Annotated in this window: 16 protein-coding genes and 1 tRNA gene; 4 read left to right on the plus strand and 13 right to left on the minus strand. The window is 69.0% G+C overall.

The window, feature by feature from the left end:
* Window positions 1-130: 130 nt before the first annotated feature.
* The 4 genes from OHA21_RS35285 to trpS all read right to left on the minus strand — a co-directional run bounded on the left by OHA21_RS35285 (window position 131) and on the right by trpS (window position 4,046).
* Complete coding sequence (locus OHA21_RS35285; RefSeq protein WP_328462466.1) at window positions 131-1,219, minus strand: BMP family lipoprotein; 1,089 nt, start codon at window positions 1,217-1,219, stop codon at window positions 131-133.
* A 296-nt stretch (window positions 1,220-1,515) separates the two neighbouring features.
* Entirely contained in the window at window positions 1,516-2,445 is a 930-nt protein-coding gene (locus OHA21_RS35290; RefSeq protein WP_328462468.1) for a YihY/virulence factor BrkB family protein, read from the minus strand.
* Between the two features lie 36 nt (window positions 2,446-2,481).
* Window positions 2,482-3,015 (minus strand): 2'-5' RNA ligase family protein, encoded by a 534-nt coding sequence (locus tag OHA21_RS35295; protein WP_328462470.1) that lies wholly within the window; start codon window positions 3,013-3,015, stop codon window positions 2,482-2,484.
* A gap of 5 nt (window positions 3,016-3,020) precedes the next feature.
* Window positions 3,021-4,046 (minus strand): tryptophan--tRNA ligase, encoded by a 1,026-nt coding sequence (trpS, locus tag OHA21_RS35300; RefSeq protein WP_328462472.1) that lies wholly within the window; start codon window positions 4,044-4,046, stop codon window positions 3,021-3,023.
* Window positions 4,047-4,178: 132 nt separating this feature from the next.
* Between trpS and galE the strand changes: the two genes are divergently transcribed.
* The 4 genes from galE (at window position 4,179) to OHA21_RS35320 (ending at window position 7,462) form a co-directional block, all read left to right on the plus strand.
* Window positions 4,179-5,153 carry a UDP-glucose 4-epimerase GalE gene (gene galE, locus OHA21_RS35305; RefSeq protein WP_328462474.1) on the plus strand — a complete coding sequence of 325 codons (975 nt, stop codon included), beginning with the start codon at window positions 4,179-4,181 and terminating at the stop codon, window positions 5,151-5,153.
* Complete coding sequence (gene galK, locus OHA21_RS35310) at window positions 5,150-6,280, plus strand: galactokinase (RefSeq protein WP_328462476.1); 1,131 nt, start codon at window positions 5,150-5,152, stop codon at window positions 6,278-6,280. Before galE ends, galK begins: the two co-directional genes overlap by 4 nt.
* A 37-nt stretch (window positions 6,281-6,317) precedes the next feature.
* Complete coding sequence (locus OHA21_RS35315) at window positions 6,318-6,521, plus strand: hypothetical protein (protein ID WP_328462478.1); 204 nt, start codon at window positions 6,318-6,320, stop codon at window positions 6,519-6,521.
* Between the two features lie 116 nt (window positions 6,522-6,637).
* Window positions 6,638-7,462, plus strand: a complete 825-nt coding sequence (locus tag OHA21_RS35320; protein ID WP_328462480.1) for an ATP-binding protein — start codon at window positions 6,638-6,640, stop codon at window positions 7,460-7,462.
* Between the two features lie 3 nt (window positions 7,463-7,465).
* On the opposite strand, the gene cysN is transcribed toward OHA21_RS35320, so the two are convergent.
* From cysN to OHA21_RS35365, 9 genes are all read right to left on the minus strand, one after another.
* Complete coding sequence (gene cysN / locus OHA21_RS35325) at window positions 7,466-8,764, minus strand: sulfate adenylyltransferase subunit CysN (RefSeq protein ID WP_328462482.1); 1,299 nt, start codon at window positions 8,762-8,764, stop codon at window positions 7,466-7,468.
* A complete protein-coding gene (gene cysD, locus OHA21_RS35330; protein WP_328462484.1) occupies window positions 8,764-9,675 on the minus strand; it encodes a sulfate adenylyltransferase subunit CysD in 912 nt (303 codons plus the stop codon). Before cysD ends, cysN begins: the two co-directional genes overlap by 1 nt.
* A gap of 48 nt (window positions 9,676-9,723) precedes the next feature.
* On the minus strand, window positions 9,724-10,617 hold the full coding sequence (locus tag OHA21_RS35335) for a 3'(2'),5'-bisphosphate nucleotidase CysQ (protein WP_328462486.1): 894 nt from the start codon (window positions 10,615-10,617) through the stop codon (window positions 9,724-9,726).
* A gap of 40 nt (window positions 10,618-10,657) precedes the next feature.
* On the minus strand, window positions 10,658-12,487 hold the full coding sequence (locus OHA21_RS35340) for a sugar transferase (RefSeq protein WP_328462488.1): 1,830 nt from the start codon (window positions 12,485-12,487) through the stop codon (window positions 10,658-10,660).
* 140 nt (window positions 12,488-12,627) lie between these two features.
* A complete protein-coding gene (gene pth / locus OHA21_RS35345) occupies window positions 12,628-13,215 on the minus strand; it encodes an aminoacyl-tRNA hydrolase (protein ID WP_328462490.1) in 588 nt (195 codons plus the stop codon).
* 85 nt (window positions 13,216-13,300) lie between these two features.
* Window positions 13,301-13,915: a 50S ribosomal protein L25/general stress protein Ctc gene (locus OHA21_RS35350; protein WP_328462492.1), complete on the minus strand. Its 615-nt coding sequence runs from the start codon at window positions 13,913-13,915 to the stop codon at window positions 13,301-13,303.
* A gap of 338 nt (window positions 13,916-14,253) precedes the next feature.
* On the minus strand, window positions 14,254-15,234 hold the full coding sequence (locus OHA21_RS35355; protein ID WP_328462494.1) for a ribose-phosphate diphosphokinase: 981 nt from the start codon (window positions 15,232-15,234) through the stop codon (window positions 14,254-14,256).
* Window positions 15,235-15,347: 113 nt separating this feature from the next.
* Entirely contained in the window at window positions 15,348-16,787 is a 1,440-nt protein-coding gene (gene glmU / locus OHA21_RS35360; protein ID WP_328462496.1) for a bifunctional UDP-N-acetylglucosamine diphosphorylase/glucosamine-1-phosphate N-acetyltransferase GlmU, read from the minus strand.
* Window positions 16,788-16,898: 111 nt separating this feature from the next.
* Window positions 16,899-16,970, minus strand: a tRNA-Gln gene (locus OHA21_RS35365).
* Window positions 16,971-17,052 lie beyond the last annotated feature (82 nt).

The following is a 17,052-nucleotide window of genomic DNA, read 5'->3' on the forward strand; positions in this document are numbered from 1 at the left end:
GCGCAGTTCCAGTTTCAGCGGAATCTCCCCGACGTCGGTTCTGGCCTGGTGGACGGTTCAATGCGAGCCGCCGCTCGGCCGCAGGTTATTGCCTGCGGCCGCGCGGCGGCCAGATGTTACTACTGCTGGATCACTGCGGCGCGCTGGCCGACTCGACCTTGACCTTGCCCGAGACGATGTCCGCCTTCAGCGTGTCGACCTCGGTCTTGAGGGCGGCGTCGACCTTGGAGTCGAACTGGTTGTACGGCGCCAGCGAGACACCGTCGTTCTCCAGGGTGCCCAGGTAGCCCGGGGCGGCGGCGAGCGCCTCGCCCTTCGCGCCCTTGAGGACGGCCTGCTTGACCGCGTCCTGGATGTTCTTGACCACGGTGGTCAGGAACACGTCGCAGTACTGCTCGGCGCTCTTGCAGCCGTCCTGGTCGACCCAGATGACCGAGAGCTTGCCGGCCGAGTCCTTGGCCACCTGCGCGCTGCCCAGGCCGGTGCCGCCGGCGACCGGCATGATCACGTCGGCGCCCTGCGAAACCAGGGTCTGGGTGACGGTCTTGCCCTTGTTCTGGTCGATGAAGCTCTCGGCGAAGGTGCCGTTCTGCTTCGCCTTGTCCCAGCCGAGAACCTGGACGGTCTTGCCCTTGGCCTGGTTGTAGTGCGCCACACCGTCGGCGAAGCCGTCCATGAAGATGGTGACCGGCGGGATCTTCAGGCCGCCGTAGGTGGCCACCTTGCCCGACTTCGAGTAGCCCGCGGCCAGGTAGCCGGCGAGGAACGCGGCCTGGTGGGTGGCGAACTGCATCGGGTAGACGTTGTCACCCGAGCTGCCGCTGTCGACGATGCCGAACTGCGAGTCGGCGCTCTCGCCCGCGACCTTCTTGGTGGCGTCGCCCATCAGGCCGCCGACCGCGAGGATGAAGTTGCACTTCTTGCTGACCGCGCCACGGAGGCCGGGCTCGTAGTCCGCCTCGGACGACGAAGCCGTGTACGAGGTCTTGATGTTGCTCTGCTCACCCTTGGCGGCCTCGAGGCCGGCCCAGGCGGAGGCGTTGAACGACTTGTCGTCGATGCCGCCGAGGTCGGTGACCATGCAGGCCGCGTACTCCGCCGCGGCGGAGCTGCCACCGGTCGGGGTCTCGTCAGGGGCGTCGCCACAGGCAGCGGCAGCGAGCGTCAGCCCACCTGCCGCGAGAATCGCCACGATCCGCTTCCCACGTACTGGGCGCAAGACGCCCTCCTTCCACTGCTCACCGAATCCGTACGGTGAATCTCAGGTCGGCAGCGTAGCCGTGGCCAAACGCCCCGGCAGAGGATCGTTCCGGACTGTTCGCGCACCGTTACCTGGTTGCAATCCCAGGTCCCGGTCGAGACGTTTCTGTATCACGTTGTACGCCCGGGAAACGGGCAACCCGGATATCATGCGGCTCTTCGAAGGCGCGGGTGGCCAGCGCACTGTTATCAGCACCTTAACAGTCGTTAATGCCAAAAAGGCTGATTCAGCGCGACAAATGAATCGCGCACCGCTTAGTGATCGCCGCGCGGCCCAGTGTGCCTGATCCAGATGTTCTGGCCCACCGGGGCGGTCTTGTCGTCCGCCGACAGGTCCACCACCCGGCCGTGCGGGCTGGTCGCCGCCCAGGCCGCGCCGAACAGCAGCAGCTGGTTGAAGACGTACAGGTAGACCAGGGCGCCGACGGCCGAGCCGACCAGCGCGTACGCCGGATTGCGCTCGACGAGAGCGACGAACGAGCGGCCCACGGTGTTGAGCAGCATGATGCCGATGCCGACCTGGAGCACCGGCGGCGCCATCCGGCGGGCGGTCATCCGCAGCCGCGGCACCGCGGCCAGCAGGGCCGCCGCCAGCAGCATGTTCACGCCCAGGGTGAGCACCCAGCTGACGATCGAGAGGACCGTGGTGAATCCGCCCCCGGCCAACCAGTGCAGCAGCCGTTCCAGGCCGTAGACGGCGAGCTGGGAGAGCGCCAGCAGGAGCAGGACGCCGATCAGCACCACCAGGTCGACCACCTGACGTACGCCGATGTAGCCGGGCTGCTCCCGCAACTGCCAGATCAGGCGCTGTGAGGAGCGGATCGACTCGACCCAGCCGATGCCGGTGAACGTCAGGCCGAGGATGCCCACGATCCCGACGGTCTTCTTGCTGTCGACGATGGCCTGCACGTCCAGGAAGGGCAGGTTGTTCGCGAGGAAGTCGACGACCAGGTCGAACAGCTCGTTGTTGTTGGTCAGCAGGATGCCGAAGACCGAGTACCCGATGAGCAGCAGCGCGAAGATCGCGAAGAAGCCGTAGTAGGCGATCGCCGCGGCCAGCCGGCCACCTTGGACGTCCTCGTAGCGCAGGATCGCCCGGCACAGATGATCGAAGTACGGCGACCGGTAGCGCAGCGCCATGATCCGGGCCTCAGCCGCGTCATAAGCCCGGTCGATCGGATTCACCGGCAGACCGTAACCGACATCACGCCGAACGAGGGCTCAGCCGAGCGGGAAGTCCCGCCGTGGGCGCCACGGGCCTTCTCCGCCGTGCGAGAACAACGTGAAGTAGCCGACCTCGAAGCTGGCCGAGAATCCGGCCAGATCCTCGAAGACCGCGTCCAGCGACTCCGGTGGCACTTCCTGCGCGACAGTGACGTGCGGGTGATACGGGAACCGGGTGTCCCGCCGCACGTCCTCCGACCGTGTGATCGCCTCGGCCAGCAGCTCACACTCGCTGATGCCCCTTGCCAGCGTCACGAAAACCACCTCGGTGACCGGCCGGAAGGTGCCGGTCCCGCGCAGGTGGATGACGAACGGCGGCTGCGCCGAGGCGATGGCCTCGAGATGCTTCTCCACCGCCGGCAGCGCGTCGGTCGCCACCTCGGTCGGGCCGAGGAGGGTGACGTGTGCCGGCGTGTAGGCGGCCTGCGGATCGCCGGCCTCGGCACGCCGGCGGGTCAGCATCGAACCCCAGGGTTCCGGGATGTCGATGGCCACGCCGATGCGCGTGCGGGCCGGTACCGGTTCGGGCACCGCGGTCAGGCCCCGCGGGCGGGGCTGACGAAACCCACGTTCTGGTACGCGTGAGCCAGCGTCACCGCGGACACGGCGCGCGCCTTCTCGGCGCCGATCGCGAGCACCTTGTCGAGCTGCGCCGGATCGTCGAGGTACGCCTTCGTCCGCTCCTGGATCGGCTTGACGAACTCGACCAGCACCTCGGCGAGGTCCTTCTTCAGGTCGCCGTAACCGCGTCCGTCGTACATCTCCAGCAGTTCGTCTATGGCCCGGTTGGTGAGCGCCGCGTAGATGGTCAGCAGGTTGCTGATGCCCGGCTTGTTCTCCTCGTCGTAGAGGATCTCCCGGCCGGTGTCGGTGACCGCCGACTTGATCTTCTTGGCCGAGCGCGCCGGGTCGTCCAGCAGCTCGATGATGCCGTTCGGCGAGGAGGCCGACTTCGACATCTTGCTCGTCGGGTCCTGCAGGTCGGTGATCTTCGCGGTGTCCTTCACGATGTACGCCGAGGGCACGTTGAAGGTTTTGCCGTACCGGGTGTTGAACCGCTGCGCGAGATCCCGCGTCAGTTCCAGATGCTGCCGCTGGTCCTCCCCGACGGGAACCTGGTCGGCCTGGTAGAGCAGGATGTCGGCGGCCTGCAGGATCGGATAGGTGAAGAGGCCGACGGTGGTGCTGTCCTGGCCGGCTTTGGCCGACTTGTCCTTGAACTGCACCATCCGGCCGGCCTCGCCGAAACCGGTGATGCAGCTGAGCACCCAGCCCAGCTGGGCGTGCTCCGGCACGTGCGACTGGACGAACAGGGTGCAGCGGTCCGGGTCCAGCCCGAGCGCGAGCAATTGCGCGACGGAAACGCGAGTACGGTTACGGAGAGCAACCGGGTCATGCCCCATGGTGATCGCGTGCAGGTCGACCACGCAGTAGAAGGCGTCGTGCGTGTCCTGCATCGACACCCAGTTGCGTACGGCGCCGAGGTAGTTGCCGAGGTGGAAGGAGTCGGCGGTCGGCTGAATGCCGGAGAGCACACGCGGGCGGCGGGCAGCGTCGGACATGGGCGCCATTGTGTCAGCACCGCCCGGGATACCGCGAATCCCCCACCGGTTCGTGCCGATGTTCGAACCTGTTGACTTATGAGCGTTTATGAGAAATTCTGAAGTCGTCAGTTTAGCGAAAGGGCCTGAGTCGTGAAATTGCTCGTCACCGGTGGCGCCGGCTACGTCGGCAGCGTGACCAGCAGGCTGCTGCTGGACGCCGGCCACGAGGTCGTCGTCCTCGACAATCTCCGCACCGGCTTCCGCGAGGCGGTGGCCCCCGACGCCACCTTCGTCCAGGCGGACATCGCCGACGCCGCTCAGGTGCTGACGCCGGACGCGGGCTTCGACGCGGTGCTGCACTTCGCCGGCCTGATCGCAGCCGGCGAGTCGATGGCCAAGCCGGAGCTCTACTGGCACGAGAACGTGGTGAAGTCCCTCGCCCTGCTGGACGCGATCCGCGCCGCCAAGGTGCCCCGCGTGATCTTCTCGTCCACCGCCGCGGTCTACGGCAACCCGGTCGAGCTGCCCATCACCGAGTCCGCGATCAAGGCTCCCACCAGTACGTACGGGTCGACCAAGCTGACCTTCGACCTGGCGCTGACGTCCGAGACGTTCGCACACGGGCTGGCCGCCGTCTCGCTGCGCTACTTCAACGTGGCCGGCGCCTACATCCACGACGGGCACGAGATCGGCGAGCGGCACGACCCGGAGACCCACCTCATCCCGATCACGCTGCAGGCCGCCGCCGGCAAGCGGGAGAAGCTCCAACTCTTCGGCGACGACTATCCCACCGCCGACGGCACCTGCGTCCGCGACTACATCCACGTCGAGGACCTGGCCCGGGCCCACCTGCTGGCGCTGGACGCCACGGTGGCCGGCGAGCACAAGATCTACAACCTGGGCAACGGCAACGGCTTCTCCAACCGGCAGGTGGTCGAGGCGGCTCGCGAGGTCACCGGCGCCGCGATCCCGGTCGAGATCGCCCCGCGGCGCGACGGCGACCCGGCCACCCTGGTCGCCGCCTCCGACCGGGCCCGCGCGGAGCTGGGCTGGGTGCCGCAGAAGAACACGCTGCAGGCGATGATCGGCGACGCCTGGACCTTCTACCGCAAGCACGTGGCATGAGCGCCTCCGAGGCTTTCCAGGAGGCGTACGGTGTGGAGCCGGCCGGGCTGTGGGCGGCGCCCGGCCGGGTCAACCTGATCGGCGAGCACACCGACTACAACGACGGCTTCGTGCTGCCCTTCGCCCTGCCGCAGCGCACCGTGGCGGCGGTCGGGCCGGCGCCGGACGACCGGTGGTCGGTCTGCTCCACGCTGACCGGCGAGCCGGTGACCTTCGGGATCACCGAGCCGGGCGAGGTGACCGGCTGGGGGGCGTATGTGGCGGGCGTGGTCTGGGCGCTGCGCGACGCCGGTTTCGACGTGCCGCCGGTCCGCATCGCGATCGACTCCGACGTGCCGCTCGGCTCCGGTCTGTCCTCGTCGGCCGCCCTGGAGTCGGCCGTGCTCACCGCGCTGGTCGACCTCGGCGGGCTGGACCTGCCGGTGGAGAAGCGGCCCGCGCTGGCCCAGCGCGCGGAGAACCTCTACGTCGGCGCGCCCACCGGCATCCTCGACCAGTCCGCGTCCATCCGCTGCCAGGCGGGCCGGGCGCTGTTCCTCGACTGCCGCACCTACCAGGTCGAGCAGATCCCGTTCGACCTCGCCGCCGAGGGCCTGGCCATCCTGGTGATCAACAGCAACGCGCCGCACCAGCACGTCGACGGGGAGTACGGCGCTCGCCGCAAGTCGTGTGAGGCGTCCGCCGCCGTCCTGGGCGTGGCCGCCCTGCGCGACGTGGGCGTGGACGAGCTGCCGGCCGCGCTGGAGCGGCTCGACGACGACGTGCTGCGCAAGCGCACCCGGCACATCGTCACCGAGAACCAGCGGGTGCTGGACACCGTCACCCTGCTGCGCTCCGGCCGGGTCCGGGAGATCGGCCCGCTGCTCACCGCCTCGCACGCCTCGATGCGCGACGACTTCGAGATCACCGTGGCGCAGGTGGACGTGGCCGTGCAGGCCTCGCTGGAGGCGGGGGCGTACGGCGCTCGGATGACCGGCGGCGGGTTCGGCGGCTGCGTGCTGGCCCTGGTGGACAGCGACCGGGCGGAGGCGACCGCCACCGCGGTGGCCGAGGCGTACGCCGAGCGGGACTTCACCGCCCCGACCAGCTGGGTGGCCGTCGCCGGTCCCGGCGCAACCCGGCTGTAACGCTTCGAGCAGCCCTGCGGCGGGTATGGCACGTCCCATGACGACCGAGACCGACCCGCCGCAGGACCAGCCCCGGGAGACGAACGAGCCCAACGAGTTCGGCTTCGGCGGGGAAGGCACCGCCCCGCAGCCCGAGCCGACCGGTGACGTCGACGGCGAGAGCGTCGCGATCCCGTCCGGGGACCTCACCGGCGCCATCACCGAGGCGATCGAGGAACGGCTCTCCGACGACGGCGACTGAGCCTTTCGGGCCCCTCGCTGCCACCAATCCGAGGGGTGCCGTCGGCCTTTCGCCTGATCACCCGCAGGAGCGAGACCAGAGGCTCACCGGACGGGCACGCGGTTATGGTGTCCGGCATGGGGGTCAGCCCACCGCACCTGCGCGATGACACCGCGCAGGGTGTCGCAGTCAGCGTCGATGCCGGTGACGACGCTGTCGTCTCCGTTCTGACGGTGCGGGGCTCCTGGGACGCGCCGCTGCGCTACCACACCTCGGTGACGCTGCGCCGATGCTTCACCGAGCATCCCGACGGCCTGATCGTCGACCTCGCCGGCCTGCTCGACCCCCACAGCGAAAGCGCCTCGACGTGGGTGACCGCCCAGCACGTCGCCGCCGGCCTGGAGCCGCCGGTGCACTTCGCCCTCTGTGTGCCCCCGGACCTGCCGCTGGCCGACCGGATGCAGGCGCTGGGGGCCGGCCGTTTCCTGCCGGTGTACGCGAAGGTCCGTCAGGCCCGGGTGGCCCTGGCCGGCCGGATACCCGGCACCGAGCGGGTGGCTGTGACCCTGCTGCCCGACCCGGACGCACCGAGCGTGGCCCGCAACCTGGTCGGCGACGCCTGTCTGCAGTGGGGCCTCGGGCACCTGCTGTATTCCAGCCGGCTGGTGATGTCCGAACTCGTGACGAACGCCGTCGAGCACGCCCGCACCGAGATCCGCGTGGTGGTGACCCGGCGTGGCGCCGGTCTGCACCTCTCGGTCGGCGACGGGGATCCCGTCCTGCCGCAGATGATCAGGCTGACCCGGCCGCGCCCGGACGTGCCGCTCGACGTACGCGGTCGCGGCCTGCGGACCGTGCACGAGACGGCCACGCTGTGGGGCGCCATGCTGGCCGAGAACGGCAAGGTGGTGTGGGCGACGATCCGGGCCCGTGACGAGGACCCGGATCGGTCGTCCCGCTAGGCGCTAGCTGGCCTCGATGATCATCCCGGCGCCGACGGTCCGGTTGGTGGTCTCGTCGATCAGGATGAAACCGCCGGTGGTCCGGTTACGCCGGTACTCGTCGGCGAGCAGCGGCACGGTGGTGCGCAGCCGGACCCGGCCGATCTCGTTGAGCGCGAGCTCGTTGGCCGACTCGTCGCGGTGCAGCGTGTTCACGTCGAGCCGGTACTGCACGCCGCGGACCACGGTCCGGGCGGTACGCGTGGTGTGCTTGATCGCGTACTTGCCGCCGACCCGCAGCGGGGCCGTCTCGTCCATCCAGCAGATCATCGCCTCGACGTCCTGAGCCGGCGTCGGGGCGTTGTGCGGACGGCAGATCATGTCACCGCGCGAGATGTCGATCTCGTCAGTCAGGCGGACCGTCACCGACATCGGCGGGAAGGCCTCGTCGACCGGGCCGTCGGCGGTGTCGATCGACGCGATCGTGCTGGTCATCCCGGACGGCAGGACCATCACGTCGTCGCCGGGCTTGAGGATCCCGGAGGACACCTGGCCGGCGTACCCGCGATAGTCGGTGACCGTGGTCGACTGCGGACGGATCACGTACTGCACCGGGAACCGCACGTCGACCAGGTTGCGGTCGCTGGCGATGTGCACGTGCTCCAGGTGGTGCAGCAGGGACGGGCCTTCGTACCAGGGGCTGTTCTCCGAGCGGGTGGCGATGTTGTCACCGTTGAGCGCGGAGATCGGGATGATGGTCAGGTCCGGGGCGTCGAGTTTCGCGGCGAACGAGGTGAACTCGTCGGCGATCCGCTCGAAGACCTTCTGGTCCCAGTCGACCAGGTCCATCTTGTTGACGCACAGCACCAGGTGCGGCACCCGCAGCAGGCTGGTCAGGAACGCGTGCCGGCGGGACTGCTCGACCAGGCCCTTGCGGGCGTCGACCAGGATCAGCGCCAGGTCGGCGGTGGAGGCGCCGGTGACCATGTTCCGGGTGTACTGAATGTGCCCCGGGGTGTCGGCGATGATGAACTTGCGCCGCGGCGTGGCGAAGTACCGGTACGCCACGTCGATGGTGATGCCCTGCTCGCGCTCGGCGCGCAGGCCGTCGGTGAGCAGCGCGAGGTTCGTGTACTCGTCGCCGCGGGACGCGCTGGCGCTCTCCACGGCCTCGAGCTGGTCCTCGAAGATCGTCTTGGTGTCGAAGAGTAGGCGGCCGATCAGGGTCGACTTGCCGTCGTCGACGCTTCCGGCGGTGGCGAACCGCAGCAGGTCCATGCCACGCGAGGCGGCGGCGTCAGGCTGGATGACTGCCTGGCTCATCAGAAGTAACCCTCTCGCTTGCGGTCTTCCATCGCGGCCTCGGAGACCTTGTCGTCGCCACGGGTGGCGCCGCGCTCGGTGATCCGGGTGGCAGCGACCTCGTCGATCACCTTGTCCACCGTGTCGGCGTCGGAGAGCACGGCCGCGGTCTGCGACGCGTCACCGACCGTCCGGTACCGCACCCGGCGGACCTCGGAGGTCTCGCCGTCGCGCAGCCGGATGAACTCGTTGACCGCGTAGAACATCCCGTTGCGCTCGACGACCTCGCGGTCGTGGGCGTAGTAGATGCTCGGCAGCGGGATCTTCTCCTTGGCGATGTAGTGCCAGACGTCCAGCTCGGTCCAGTTGGAGAGCGGGAACACCCGGATCGACTCGCCCGGGTGGTGCCGGCCGTTGTAGAGCGCCCAGAGCTCGGGCCGCTGGTTCTTCGGGTCCCACTGGCCGAACTCGTCGCGGAAGCTGAACATCCGCTCCTTGGCCCGGGCCTTCTCCTCGTCCCGGCGGGCGCCGCCGAAGAGCGCGTCGAAGCGGTACTTCTCCACCGCGTTCAGCAGCACCGGCGTCTGGATCCGGTTACGGGTGCCGTCCGGCAGCTCGCGGACCAGTCCGGTGTCGATCGCCTCCTGCACGCTGGCGATCACCAGGTTCAGGCCGAGCGTGGCCACCCGGCTGTCCCGGTACTCCAGGACCTCGGGGAAGTTGTGGCCGGTGTCGACGTGCATGACCGGGAACGGGATGCGCGCGGGGGCGAACGCCTTCTCGGCGAGACGCAGCATCACGATCGAGTCCTTGCCGCCGGAGAAGAGCAGCACGGGGCGCTCGAACTCGGCCATGACCTCCCGCATGACGAAGATGCTCTCGGCTTCGAGAGCATCGAGATGCGAGACGCGGTAGGGCTTCGTCTGGCTCATGGGTTCAGTCCCCAGACCTTTCGGGGTTATCGGCCGGTTTCCGGTTCGTCATTGTTGCGGAAGATGCCGCTGTAGCGCAGCAAGCAACCGAGGAGCGAGATCTTTGCGACAGACGACGAGGTCGGGAAGCTTGGGATCGGCTTCGTTGTAGCTCAACGGTGAGCCGTCGATACGTGACGCGTGCAACCCCGTGGCCAATGCCACAGCAACCGGAGCGGCCGAGTCCCACTCGTACTGTCCGCCGGCGTGCACGTAGGCGTCCGCCTCGCCGCTGATCACCGCCGCGATCTTCACACCGGCCGAGCCCATCGGCACCAGCTCGGCGCCGAGCTCCTCGGCGAGCGTGGTGACGAACGCGGGCGGACGGGTCCGGCTGGCCGCGATCCGGATCGCGCCGCCGGTCGCCGCCTCCAGCGGCATCGGCGGGTAGGCCGGCGGTTTGTCGGTGGCCAGGGTGCGGTGCTGCGCGGGCATCGCCACCGCGCCGGCCGCGAGACAGGACGGGTTCGACGAGTCGGCGGTCCAGAGCGCCACGTGTACGGCCCAGTCGGTGCGGCCCTCCTCGGAGAACTCCCGGGTGCCGTCGAGCGGGTCGACGATCCAGACCCGCGAGGCGCCGAGCCGGTCCGGGCGGACCGTGGTGCTCTCCTCACCCTCCGGCCAGGCGACCCGGGCGTGCTCGTCCTCCTCGGAGAGCACCGCGTCAGCCGGACGCCAGCGGGCCAGCTCAGCCCGGAGAAGGTCGTGCGCGGCCTGGTCACCGGCGGCCTTGAGAGCCTTCGGGTCGGCGTACCCCATCTCGTTGCGAACCTGGAGAAGCACCTGGCCGGCGCGGTCGGCCAGCCAGCGGGCGAACGCGGCGTCGATCACCGGCGGTGTGCCGTTCTCGCCGGCGTCCCGCTGACCAGCAATGCGTGCCGACGTCTTCGTCTGCTCGCCCATCGTCTAGCTCCTCACTTCGCCTCTCGGCAGCCAGCGACCTTCAGTACGCTCCGGATGACCGCGCCACCGCGGTCACCGTCCTGAGCAGGATCACCAGATCCAGGCTCAGGGACCAGTTCTCGACATAGCGAAGGTCGAGCCGGACCGCCTCCTCCCAGGAGAGGTCGGAGCGCCCGGAGACCTGCCACAGGCCGGTCATGCCGGGCTTGACCGCCAGCCGGCGCCGCACATCGTCGGCGTAGGCGGCAACCTCCGTCGGCAACGGCGGCCGTGGACCGACCAGCGACATCTGCCCCAGCAGGACGTTGAGCAGCTGCGGGAGCTCGTCCAGCGAGAACCTGCGCAACCACCGTCCGACCGGGGTGACCCGCGGGTCGTCGCGGATTTTGAAGAGCACACCGTCGTGCTCGTTGAGGTGCCTCAACTCGCTCAGGCGAGCCTCGGCGTCGATATACATGCTGCGGAACTTGAAGATCCGGAAATGACGGCCGTCACGTCCCACGCGCACTTGCCGAAAGAGTACCGGGCCACGCGACGTAAGGCTCACGCAGAGCGCCACGCCCAGGAGCACCGGACCGAAAAGGATCAGGAGCAGGAGCGCACCTGCACGATCGACCACGTCCTTGACCAGGCGCGATCCGCCATGCAGCCGGGGATGTTCGACGTGCAGCATGGGCAGGCCGTCGAACGGCCGGATCGTGGTACGCGCACCGGCCACATCGACCAGCGCGCTGGCCACCACGAGGTCCACCTCGTCCCGCTCGAGCTGCCAGGCCAGCCGGCGTACCGCGGCACCGTCCAGTTCGGGGCAGCTGGTCACCACGACGGTGTCCGCGTCCGCCTGCTCCACCGCGCTGGCCACGTCGTCGAACGTGCCGTAGACGGTCAGATCGGTCACGCCGATCCCGTCGGCGCCCGGTGGCAGGCAGGCGCCGACCACCTCCAGACCGTGATAGCGCTCGCGGCGCAGCTGCCGGGTGATGCCGATGACCGACAGCTCGTGGCCGACCACGATCACTCGTCGGAGGTTCTCGCCGTGTGCCCGGGCGAGATGCAGCCGCTTGCGGAGCACGAACCGGGCCACCACGACGGCGGCTATCGCGACCGGCAGAGCGACCAGAACGTACGAGCGGGCCAGGTCCAGATCGAGGGCGTAGGACACGACCGAGGCGCCCGCAATCAGGCTGACCCCACCGCGGATCACCCGTTGGTACTCGTCGCTGCCGACGAAGAGATAGCGCCGCTCGTACGCCCGGAAGAAGGCCAGCACGACCAGGAGCGCGGCCGGGAGCAGCGCGGAGAGGATCAGGTACCCGCGGTTGTACGCGGTCACCCCGTCCCCGAAGCGGATCATGAAGGTCACGACTCCGGCGACCACCCCGGCGACCAGGTCGCAGAGGACGAGCGCCCAGACGTACCGGCGTTCCCAGAGCTGCCGCCGCGACATCGCCGCATGCCGGCCGCGGGCCCGCACGAACGGGCGGTTGGCCGCACGGGCGGCCTGCGAGCGGCTGGGCCGGGTGGACCAGTGCCGCTCCATCGCATGATTGCGGGCCGGGTCGGGGGCGGATCGTACGTTGCGGGGCGCGGCGTTGCGCTCTCCGGCGCCGGCCGGTGGCGGGCTCAGCGGCGCCACCGGGCCGGGAATCTGGTTGAGTGCCGGTCCCCGGCGCGGCGGTCGCTGCGGCCCCTGGTTCGCCGGGGGATGATTCGCCAGGCCGTACCCGGGCGACGGATCCGGCCGGATTCCGGCCGGGCCCGCCCGGTGCTCAGCCGCAGTTCGGCGGGCCGGCTCAGGCCGGATCACCGGCAGGACCGCCGTCGGCTCGGTCAACGCGCCCGCCCGGTCCTCGGACACGTCCTGCGACATCCCTCGAACCTCCCCGTCCCGTCGACCGGCGCACCGATTGCGTGCGTCCGTGTGACCAACGGATGGACGGTGGAGCGCGTCACGGGATGACTAGGCGGACAAAACGACCCAAACGGATTCTTTGTTTCGTCCCACGAAGATCAATTGCCGTGGTATTTGTTCTGCGCCCACTCGACACCCTCGAGAACGATCGCCTCGACGACGTCGGCTGCCCGATCCACCAGGAAGTCCAGTTCCTTGCGCTCCACTGCGGAGAAGTCGGAGAGCACGTAGTCCGCCGGATCCTGCCGGCCCGGCGGGCGGGAGATCCCGAACCGCACCCGCGCATATTCCTTGCTGGCCAACGACTTCGACATCGAGCGCAGCCCGTTGTGCCCGCCCTCGCCACCGCCACGTTTCGCCCGAACCTGTCCGAACGGCACATCCAGCTCATCATGCACCGCGATCACATTCGACACAGGCACTTTGAAGAACTGCGCCAGCGACACCACCGGGGCGCCGGACAGGTTCATGTAGGTCAGCGGCTTCACCAGAATCAGCCGCGGACCACCGAAGCCGAGCCTGCACTCCGCAGCCTCCGCCTGCGCGCGCTTCGCCCGGCCGAACTTGGCACCGGTACGGGAAGCCAGCAGATCAGCCACCATGAAGCCCACGTTGTGCCGGTTCCCGGCGTACTCCCGGCCCGGGTTGCCCAGGCCGACCACCAGCCACGGCGCCTCGTCGCTCAAAACTTCGCCTCCCACATACGCATTCAGGGAAAGTGCCGTCCGGCACTTTCCCTGATAGCTGGCTTACCGCTGCTGCGCGACTGATTTACTCCGCAGTCTCGCCCTCGGCGGCCTCGCCGCCCTCGCCCGCCTCGTCCTCGGCCGGCGCGACGGTCTGGGCCGCGCTGACGACCGCGAGAACGGTCTCCGGGTCCACCGCGAGCTCGGTGCCGCGGGGCAGCTTCACGTCGCCGGCGGTGACGTGCGAGCCCGCCTCGAGGCCCTCGATCGACACCTCGAGCTCGGACGGCAGGTGCAGCGCGTCGGCGACGACAGCGACCGTGTTCGACTCGTGCACGACGAGCGTGTTCTTGGCGGCCTCACCGGTCAGCGTCACCGGGACGTCCACCTGGATCTTCTCGCCACGCTTCACGATCAGCAGGTCGACGTGCTCGAAGGTGTCCTTGATCGGGTCACGCTGGATCGCCTTCGGCAGGGCGAACGTGGCGCCCGAGCCGCCGGCGATGTCGATCGTGAAAATCTGGTTGATGCCGCCATGACGAATGGCGGCCGCGAACTCACGGGCCGGCAGGGCGATGTGCTGCGGCTTCTCGCCGTGGCCGTACAGCACGGCTGGCACCAGACCCGCCCGGCGCGTGCGACGGGCACCACCCTTGCCGAACTCGGTACGGGGCTCGGCGCTGATCTTTACCTCGGACACGGGGAAACTCCTGAAACTCTTCGAAGCGGGCTGCGTCTAAGTCTGCGGCTGCGGTATCCGGCAGTGCTGCGGTGGTTTTTCGGCGCTGCCGGGCAAGAGGGCGCGCGGGCACAGGCCCGGAGCACCGCGTCGATGACGGCGCCTCGAGCGGACTGCGAACCTCAACAGCCCACGAGGCACCCTCGCCGTGGCAACCGCACTAGCTTACCTGCCACGATCGCGCATCATTCAGCGGGTCCGGCCACCTGGCGGCGTCCGCGCAAAATGACTCCCCGGCTGCAACTTGCACCACATGGGAAACGCCCGTCGGAAGACGGGCGTTCCCAAAGCGGCGAAGATCAGCTGAGGCCACCGAACAAAGTGGTCACCGAGCCGTCGTCGAACACCTCACGGATCGCCCGGGCCAGCAGCGGAGCGATCGACAACACAGTGATCTTGTCCAGCCGCTTCTCCGGCGAGAGCGGCAGAGTGTTCGTCACCACGAGCTCGCTGATCCGGCTGTTCTTCAACCGCTCGGTGGCCGGGTCGGAGAGCAGCGCGTGGGTCGAGGCCACGATCACGTCGGCCGCGCCCTCCTCGAAGAGGATGTCCGCCGCCTTGGTGATCGTGCCACCGGTGTCGATCATGTCGTCGACGATCAGGCAGACCCGGCCCTCGACCTCACCGACCACCCGGTTCGCCACCACCTGGTTCGGCTTCAGCGGGTCACGGGTCTTGTGGATGAAGGCCAGCGGGCACCCGCCCAGCCGGTCGGTCCACCGCTCGGCGACCCGCACCCGGCCCGAGTCGGGCGCGACCACGGTCATCGGCCGTCCGGCGAACTTGCGCTGCACGTAGTCGGCGAGGATGTCCATCGCGAACAGGTGATCCACCGGGCCGTCGAAGAAGCCCTGGATCTGCGCGGTGTGCAGGTCGACCGTGAGAATCCGGTTCGCCCCCGCGGTCTTCAGCAGGTCGGCCACCAGGCGGGCGGAGATCGGCTCCCGGCCGCGGTGCTTCTTGTCCTGCCGCGAGTACGGGTAGAACGGCAGGACCACGGTGATCCGCTTCGCCGAACCACGCTTCAGCGCGTCGATCATGATGAGGGTCTCCATGACCCAGCGGTTCACCCCTTCGGTGACCGACTGGACCACGAAGGCGTCGGAGCCACGGACCGACTCCTTGAAACGGACGAAGATCTCACCGTTCGCAAACTCGTACGAATCCGACGGCGTCGGCGCGACGCCGAGCACCTGGCCGATCTCCTCTGCCAGCTCGGGGAAACCCCGGCCGGAAAAGAGCATCAGACTCTTACGGTTCTCGGCGACGATGCTGCCCATCGGCTCGCTGCTCCCGTTGGTTGGGGGATCTGGGTTCGCAGTGAAGTATCCCTTGCGACAAGGTAACCGCCACGTTTCGAGCCCGCTGGGTGGGATGGCTCACCCCAGCTGGATCACTCCTGCTCAGAGGTGGTATCCGCGGCCTCGGCGGCAGCGGCGGAAGCCGTCCCCGGACGCTTGCGCGCGGTCCAGCCCTCGACGTTGCGCTGTTGCGCCCGGGTCACCCCCAGGTTGCCGGCCGGAACATCCTTCGCTATGGCGCTGCCCGCGGCCACGTACGCCCCCGGACCGACCTCCACCGGCGCGATCAGAACCGTGTCCGACCCGACGAACGCCGCCTCACCGACGACGGTCCGGCTCTTCCGCACGCCGTCGTAGTTGGCGAAGATCGTGCCCGCGCCGATGTTCGCCTTCGGCCCGATCGTCGCGTCACCCACATAGGTCAGGTGCGGCACCTTGGCGCCCTCGCCGAGCTCGGCGTTCTTCGCCTCGACGAAACCGCCGATCTTGGACTTGCGAGCCAGCGTGGTCCCCGGCCGCAGGAACGAGAACGGTCCGACTGTCGCCTCCGGACCGATCTGCGCCCCGATCGAGTGAGTACGCAGGACGGTCGCGCCCTCGGCCACCGTCGTGTCGATCAGCGTGGTGTCCGGGCCGATCACCGCGTCCCGCGCCACCGTGGTGCTGCCGGACAGCTTGCAGTTCTGATCCACCACGGCGTCCGGCTCCAGCGTCACCGTCACGTCGATCCAGGTGGTGGCCGGGTCGAGCAGCAGCACCCCGGAACGCATCCAGCCGTCGTTGACCCGGTCGCGCATCAGCACCCGCAGCCGGGACAGCTCCGCCCGGTCGTTGCAGCCGAGCGTCTCGTACGCGAACTCGGCGACCTCGATCGCCACCGGGTGCCCCTGCGAGGCGAGAATCCCGAAGACGTCGGTCAGATACTCCTCGCCCTGCGCGTTGTCGGTGGAGAGCTTGCCGAGCGCCTCCCGCAGCAGCGCCGCGTCGAAGGCGTAGATCCCGGAGTTGACCTCGCGGATCAGGCGCTCCTCGGCGGAGGCGTCCTTCTGCTCGACGATCCGCTCCAGGTTGCCGTCCTTATCCCGGACGATCCGGCCCAGCCCGCCCGGCTCGGCCACCTCGGCGCTCAGCACGGTCGCCGCGGCGCCGGCCCGCTCGTGGGTGGACAGCAGCGCCTCGACCGTCTCCGGGCGCAGCAGCGGCACGTCGCCGCTGAGCACCACCACCGTGCCGGTCAGCTCCGGGGCGGCGTCGAGGGCGATCCGGACGGCGTGACCCGTACCGTTCTGCTCGGCCTGCAGCACCGGGGTGGCCTCCGGCGCGGCGTCGGCGAGGTACGCACCCACCTGGTCGGCCTTGTGCCCGACCACGACCAGGGTGCGGTCGGTGTGGATGGCCTGAGCGACGGCGAGCACGTGCCCGAGCAGCGTGCGGCCGAGGAGCGGCTGCAGAACCTTGGGGGTCGCGGACTTCATCCGTTTGCCCTCACCAGCGGCAAGGACGACAACGGTACGGCTGGGGGCCTGGCTCACGCGGCAACTCCATCAATTCGCAGTGGCATGTTGCGGGGGCGGCGTCCGATGACGCCGCCCGCAGCCCAAACGGGCTTGTACCACCCACCAGGGCGATTACCACAGAAATTGCTCGGCCGCCAGGACTCGAACCCGGAAAGCTTGGACCAAAACCAAGAGTGTTGCCAATTACACCACGGCCGAATGGTTCCGTGGCTAGCCTAGCGTCCCCCTCGACGATCGTGGCAAGCGGACGAAGTCTGTCGGGCGACAGCCGTTCGGCGCG

The sequence above is a fragment of the Actinoplanes sp. NBC_00393 genome (assembly GCF_036053395.1).
Lineage (GTDB): Bacteria > Actinomycetota > Actinomycetes > Mycobacteriales > Micromonosporaceae > Actinoplanes.